The sequence below is a fragment of the Umezawaea sp. NPDC059074 genome (assembly GCF_042738955.1).
Lineage (GTDB): Bacteria > Actinomycetota > Actinomycetes > Mycobacteriales > Pseudonocardiaceae > Umezawaea.
In genome coordinates, this window is sequence record NZ_JBHYHC010000250.1 from 1 (window position 1) to 6,554 (window position 6,554).

Annotated in this window: 5 protein-coding genes; 2 read left to right on the forward strand and 3 right to left on the reverse strand. The window is 67.4% G+C overall.

From position 1 onward, the window contains the following. Positions 1-110: 110 nt before the first annotated feature. Genes ACFWW9_RS45425 through ACFWW9_RS45435 form a run of 3 tightly spaced genes read right to left on the reverse strand, consistent with a single transcriptional unit; the run spans position 111 to position 3,504 of the window. Positions 111-1,181 carry a family 2 encapsulin nanocompartment cargo protein terpene cyclase gene (locus ACFWW9_RS45425; protein ID WP_390389760.1) on the reverse strand — a complete coding sequence of 357 codons (1,071 nt, stop codon included), beginning with the start codon at positions 1,179-1,181 and terminating at the stop codon, positions 111-113. Between the two features lie 14 nt (positions 1,182-1,195). Beyond that, the gene (locus tag ACFWW9_RS45430; RefSeq protein ID WP_390389762.1) at positions 1,196-2,056 is read right to left on the reverse strand and encodes a geranyl diphosphate 2-C-methyltransferase; all 861 of its coding nucleotides are present in this window, start codon (positions 2,054-2,056) and stop codon (positions 1,196-1,198) included. A gap of 44 nt (positions 2,057-2,100) precedes the next feature. Further along, positions 2,101-3,504: a family 2B encapsulin nanocompartment shell protein gene (locus tag ACFWW9_RS45435; RefSeq protein WP_390389765.1), complete on the reverse strand. Its 1,404-nt coding sequence runs from the start codon at positions 3,502-3,504 to the stop codon at positions 2,101-2,103. A 480-nt stretch (positions 3,505-3,984) separates the two neighbouring features. On the opposite strand from ACFWW9_RS45435, the gene ACFWW9_RS45440 reads away from it, so the two are divergent. Both ACFWW9_RS45440 and ACFWW9_RS45445 read left to right on the forward strand, forming a co-directional pair. Continuing rightward, positions 3,985-5,463, forward strand: a complete 1,479-nt coding sequence (locus ACFWW9_RS45440; RefSeq protein WP_390389766.1) for an ABC transporter substrate-binding protein/permease — start codon at positions 3,985-3,987, stop codon at positions 5,461-5,463. Next, the gene (locus ACFWW9_RS45445; protein WP_390389767.1) at positions 5,460-6,242 is read left to right on the forward strand and encodes an amino acid ABC transporter ATP-binding protein; all 783 of its coding nucleotides are present in this window, start codon (positions 5,460-5,462) and stop codon (positions 6,240-6,242) included. The genes ACFWW9_RS45440 and ACFWW9_RS45445 overlap by 4 nt, the downstream gene beginning before the upstream one ends. Positions 6,243-6,554: the final 312 nt, after the last annotated feature.

The following is a 6,554-nucleotide window of genomic DNA, read 5'->3' on the forward strand; positions in this document are numbered from 1 at the left end:
TTTGCGCCCCCACCCTCTTTCGTCTTGTCAAGGCGTCTTTCCAGCCTTGACAAGACGAAAGAGGGTGGGATAATTGGCGCAACCGGGGGTTCCCCTCAGCAGCACAACACTCACCGATACCGAGGACTAGTGGAGTGCCACTCGAACCCACCCCCCATCCAAGCCTTCAGTCCTCGCATGAACCGCTGCAACTGCGGCAACGGCACCGCGGCAACCTCCCGACACCCCTCCTGAAAATCCCGAACCAACGAGTTGTGCAACGAGACGGTCACCTCCACCGCCTCCTCCACCGAACACCCCCGATCAGCGGCAACCTGCAACACCATGTTGCAAGGCGGATCCTCATCAGCAAGATCCTTGGTCACCGAGAACAGATCGTTCACCAACACCGCAGCGGTCCCAGCCTGAACAGCCGCCCGCCGCACCCGCGGATCAAAATATACGTTCGAATCGACCTCATACCCTCCCAACACATCCACCAACGTCATAGACGTGTAAAAACTGTCATGCTGCCGAGCCGCAAGGTACTCCCAAGCAGGCGGCCTCTTCCCCGAATGCCTCCAAGCCGCATAAGCACTCCAGCTGACAAACATCGCAAACGTCGAATAACAAACCCGCTGCACCTGCGGCGGCGTACCCCACTTCTCCAGGTGCTCCATCCCCGACCGCAGAGCAACCAACACCCGATCCGACGACAAAGCGGCGTCCAACGAAGAACTGAACTCCCCAACCCGAGGCAACGGATCCATAGCCGCCATCGCCAACGCCAGCCGCCCAGGCAACTCCTCCGGCACCGCCCCCAACGCCGTATCGTCAGCGTACAAATCATCCGCCGCCCACCAAGCGGCGTTCAACCGAGCCGAGATCAACAACCGTTCCACATCACCACAATCCGGATGGGCCAACACCACCAACCGCCCGAACCCGGCCTTCCCCAACTGCTCAGCCTCGGACTCGGAAAACCCGCACTCCTGAGCCCAAGACATCAACCGCCCATCCACCACCTCCCCCAAGGCGTCATCCACCCGCTCAGCCACCGGGCAGTACAACGGCGACGCACTCCCGTCCCCCCACTCCCGATAGACGTACCCAGGGTCCTCGACCACCGGCGGGGCCCCCGAAGAACCGAGCCCCGCCAACCGCCCAGCCGACGTCCCCAACCCGGTGAACGTCGACATCATCTGCCGCACCGCCGTCAGATCCGATCAGCGGCGATCAGCAGGTAGTGGAAGCTGCCCTCGCGGTACGCCGTCAGGAACGGCTCCTCGATCCCCGTCGCCACCGACGACTTCGCCCGCAGCTCCCAGTACGGGATCGTCAACGCCGTCAGGTCGACCACCGAGATCGGCACCAGCCCGTTGGCCGTCATCGCCTTGAAGTACGCGCTGCGCGGGTGGATGTTGCACGTGTAGTGCTGGTCGATCTGCGCCACGGCCTTCGAGCGGCCGCCGGTCACGTCGTTGTAGCACCCGGTGATCGTCACGTACCGGCCGCCGAACTCCAGTTGCCGCGCGTGTTCCGCGAACAGTTCGTGCAGGTCCACGTACATCGTCGACTCGTTGTTCCAGATCGCGCGCCGCGACCCGGTCTCGAAGCCGGTGTCCAGCATGTTCCGGAAGTGGTAGCGCACCTTGTCGTCCACTCCGCGCACCGCGGCCTGGTGGTTGGCGAAGTCGACCTGCTTCTGCGAGATCGACACCCCGTCGACCGAGCAGCCGAACCGCTGGTTCGCCATGATGCTCGAGCCGCCGCGCCCGCACCCGGCGTCCAGCAGCCGGTCCGTCGGCTTGACGTCCCCGAGGTGGTCGAGCAGCACGTCGGCCTGCGCCGTCTCCAGCCGGTGCATCTCCGCGATGATCCGCGCCTCGCGGGTGTCCTCCGGTCCTTCCAGGACGGACAGGTCGACCTCGCCGATCCCGTAGTGGTGGTGGTACAGCCCGTCGACGTCGCCCAGCCGCAGGTTGACCGGGTCCTGCTCGGCGTTCCAGTAGGACGCCACGGACTTCTGGTAGGCGGTGCGCAGAACCTCGGCGGGAGCGGTGCGAACAGAGGTCACAGGAGTGGTTCCTTTCCTAGGGGGACTGGCTGTCGCGGCCGGAATTAGCTGTCGCGGCTGACTTCCGCGCCTTCCAGCAGGGCCACCGCGTCCGGCACCAGGACGGCCGCGGAGTAGTAGGTGCTGACCAGGTAGGACGCGATCGCCCGGTCGGAGACGCCGGTGAACCGGACGTTGAGGCCGGGTTCGTGCTCGTCCGGCAACTCGGCGGGCCGCAGCCCGATCACGCCGCGGTTCTCCTCGCCGGTGCGCATCAGCAGCACGGAGCTGGTGCGGGTGGGGCTGACCGGGATCTTGCCGCACGGGTAGATCGGCACCCCGCGCCACGCGATCCGGTCGTGGCCGTCGGGCCCGGTGTCGTTCGGGTAGACGCCCAGCCGGTTGCACTCGCGGTAGAACGCCGCGATCGTGCGCGGGTGAGCCAGGAAGAAGCCGGGGTTCTCGGGCACCAGCGACAGCAGCTCGTCGAGGTCGTCCGGGGTCGGCGGCCCGGTCCGGGTCGGGACGCGCTGGGCGAAGTCGACGTTGTGCAGCAGGCCGAAGTCCGGGCTGTTGACCATCTCGAACTCCTGGCGCTCGCGCAGCGCCTCGACGGTCAGCCTCAACTGCTGCTCGACCTGGTCCATCGGCTGGTTGTAGAGGTCCGCGACCCGCGTGTGCACCCGCAGCACGGTCTGCGCCACGCTCAGCTCGTACTCGCGCGGCGAACCCTCGTAGTCCACGAACGTGGTCGGCAGCGACGGTTCCCCGGCGTGCCCGGATGCGATGTCGATCTCGGCCTCGCCCACGGCGTTCGCCGCGCCGCCGACCTCGGCCGTCCGGTCGAGCTGCGCGCGCAGCGACTCGGAGTACCCCAGCACCTCCTCGAAGTCCCGCCGGGACAACGTCAACACGGTCCCGGCGGTGATCGCCGTCGCGGTGAACTCCGAGATCCCGTCATTGGAGCGCAGGGCCTGCGCCCCGAAGTGGTCGCCGTCCTTCACCACGCCCAACGCCGTCGTGTCGCCGTACGCGCCGATCCCGGACTTGGCGACCTTGCCGTGCGCGATCAGCACCACCTGGTCGACCGGGTGCCCGAACTCGACGAGCACCTCGCCCGGCCCGAACTCCCGCTGCACACATCGCCGCGCCAGCTCCGACAGCACCTCGCCGTCGTCGTAGCCGCGCAACGGCGGCAGCTCCGCCAGTTCCGCGGGGATCACCCGCACCACGGCCCCGGTCTTCTCGAACGCCACCCGCCCGTCGCCGACCGCGTGGCTGAGCCGCCGGTTCACCCGGTAGACGCCGCCCTCGACCTGCTTCCACTCGAGCAGCCTCAGCAGCCAGCGGGACGAGATGGCCTGCATCTGCGGGACGGACTTGGTCGTGGTGGCCAGGTTCCGGGCTGCCGCCCGCCCCAGGCTCGACGGGGGCGGCGCGATATCGGGAGAGGATTCGATCGCGGTCAAGGGAGTGAACCACCAATCACCGGCGGGGAATTCCTGAGGTCGTCGATGCCTGAACGAACATAGCAAGGCTCAACGGCCGTGCAATTACACGTTCGGGGCACAGACGGCGTCACTCGAATGCCAATCCGAGGCGAATAGCCAGGTCATCGCGCCGAGAACACCTGATCGGAGCAGTGATCGTCCCCGTCCGGTGGGTGGTCGGGGTGGTATGTCCCGCTCCACGGCGTGCACGCGAGAAATGACACGACCGGCAAACCGGTGAATTGCCCAGCGGAAACGAATTAATCGACTCGCGATTCGAGGGTTCCTCGCAACTTCGTCGTGGACTCGCGCCCGCCTCCGGATCAGTCGAGCCGCGGGAAAGCAAATCCCCGGCGACCGTCCCGCGATGTGGATCATCGAGCCGCGTTCGCCCGATCGAACTACTGTCCCGTCCACGGCACCGGACTCCGGGAGCCGCGGAGGGAGAGGAAGTCGCTGATGCGACATGTGCTCAGGGGCGTGGTGCTGTTCCTGCTGGTGGTGATCGCGTCGCCGTCGCAGGCGAGCGCCGCGCCCGCGCAGGACTCGGGCCAGCCCGTGGTCCGGGTCGGCACCGAGGGGACGTACCCGCCGTTCTCGTTCCACGATCCGGGGACGCAGCAACTCACCGGGTACGACATCGAGGTGGTCAAGGCCATCGCGGCCAAGGCAGGGTGGAAGCTCGAGTTCGTCGAGACCCAGTGGGACGCGATCTTTCCGGCGTTGGACGCCCGGCGGATCGACGTCATCGCCAACCAGGTGTCCCGCAACGACGAGCGGCAGGCGAAGTACGGCCTGTCCGACACCTACACCTACTCGCGCGGCGTCGTGGTCCGGCGGGTGGGCGACGACAGCGTGAAGTCGTTGGCCGACCTCAAGGGCAAGACCACCGCGCAGTCGAGCACGAGCAACTGGGCGAAGGTCGCGCGCGACGCCGGGGCGAACGTGGAGGCCGTCGAGGGGTTCGCGCAGGCGGCGGCGCTGCTCGCGCAGGGCCGGGTCGACGCGATCGTGAACGACAACATCGCCGTCCTCGACTACCTGGCCAGCACCGGCTCGAAGGACGTCGAGATCGCCGCGAACGCGGGGGAGGAGGGCAGCGAGCAGGTCCTCGCCTTCCGCAAGGACGACAACGCCCTGATCGACCAGGCGAACCAGGCCATCACCGCGCTCAAGGCCGACGGGACCCTCGCCGGGATCTCGCGGAAGTACTTCAAGGCCGACGTGTCCGTGCCCGACGGCGGCAGCGCGGACCTGTCCGAGGGGCGCGGCCACCGCAGCACCTGGGACGTCCTGCGCACCACCGCGTGGCCGATGTTCGTCGGCCTGGTGAAGGTGACGATCCCGTTGACGGCGTTGAGCTTCGCGATCGGGCTCGTGCTGGCCCTGCTCGTCGCCCTCGCGCGCATCTCGTCGTCCAAGGCCCTCTCGGGCGTGGCGCGGGCGTTCATCTCGATCATCCGCGGCACACCGCTGCTGCTCCAGCTGTTCATCGTGTTCTACGGGCTGCCGCAGATCGGGCTGAAGTTCCCGCCGTTCACCGCGGCCGTGATCGCGTTCAGCCTCAACGTGGCGGGCTACGCCGCTGAGGTCGTCCGGTCGGCGATCCTGGCGGTGCCGAAGGGCCAGTTCGAGGCCGCGGCGACGATCGGGCTCGACTACTCGCACACGCTGCGCCGGATCGTCCTGCCGCAGGCCGCGAGGACCGCCGTCCCGCCGCTGTCCAACACCCTGCTCTCGCTGTTGAAGGACACCTCGCTGGGCTCGGTCGTGCTGCTCACGGAGCTGTTCCGCGAATCGCAGCTCGCCGCCGCCGAGAGCAACGAGTTCCTCGCCCTGTACGCCTTCGCCGGGCTGTACTACTGGGTGATCTGCGTCGGCCTCTCCGCCGCGCAGAAACGACTGGAGACCCGACTCGACAGGTATGTGGCCACATGACTGAGCAGAACACCGAGCAAGCCCGCATCCGGGTCCGCGGCCTGGAGAAGTCCTTCGGCGACCGGAAGGTGCTGCGCGGCATCGACTTCGAGGCGGCGAAGGGCACGTCCACCGTCCTGCTGGGACCGTCCGGTTCGGGCAAGACGACCGTGCTGCGGTCGCTCAACGTGCTGGAGACGCCCGAGAGCGGCGTCGTGGGGATCGACGACGTCGAGATCGACTTCGCGCGGCTGCCTTCGGGGAAGGCCGGGCGGCGGGAGAGTGCGCGGCTGCGGGCGCAGAGCGGGATGGTGTTCCAGGCCCACAACCTGTTCCCGCACATGACGGTCCTGGAGAACGTGATCGAGGGGCCGGTCGTCGCGCAGAAGCGGCCTCGTGAGGAAGCCGTCGAGGCCGCGGCGGCGTTGTTGGAGCAGGTGGGGTTGGGGGATCGGGCCGACGCCTACCCGTTCCAGCTGTCCGGAGGGCAGCAGCAGCGGGTGGGGATCGCGCGGGCGTTGGCGTTGAAGCCTCGGGTGGTGTTGTTCGACGAGCCGACGTCGGCGTTGGACCCCGAGTTGGTGGGGGAGGTGCTGGCGGTGATCAAGGACCTGGCCTCGGAGGGGTGGACGACGGTGATCGTCACCCACGAGATCCGGTTCGCTTCGCAGGTGGCGGATCAGGTGTTGTTCCTGGACGGTGGGGTGATCGTGGAGAAGGGGACGAGTGCGCAGGTGATCGGGGATCCGGTGGAGGAGAGGACTCGGAGGTTTCTGACGCGGGTGCTCGATCCTGGGTGATGTTTTTGGGGCCGCAGGTTTTGTCGGTGGTGCCTTGTACCTTGTGTATCGGGGGGTTCTGCTCGATCGGGGACCCTTGCGGGGGCGTGCTTTTTCGGCATGGGTCGCCCGGCCGCCGGTTCCAGCGGTGGGTTTCCCGTCTGCCGGTTCCAGCGTGGGTCGCCCGGTGGCTGCTGGTTACAGCGTGGTCACCGGGGTGGCTGCTGCTTCCAGCGGGGTCACCGGGCGATTTGCGTCGTGGTGTGGCCGATTTGACTTGGGGACCCCTCATTTTGACCTTGATCGGGCCAAAAGGCAGTGCCCCAAAGCCCT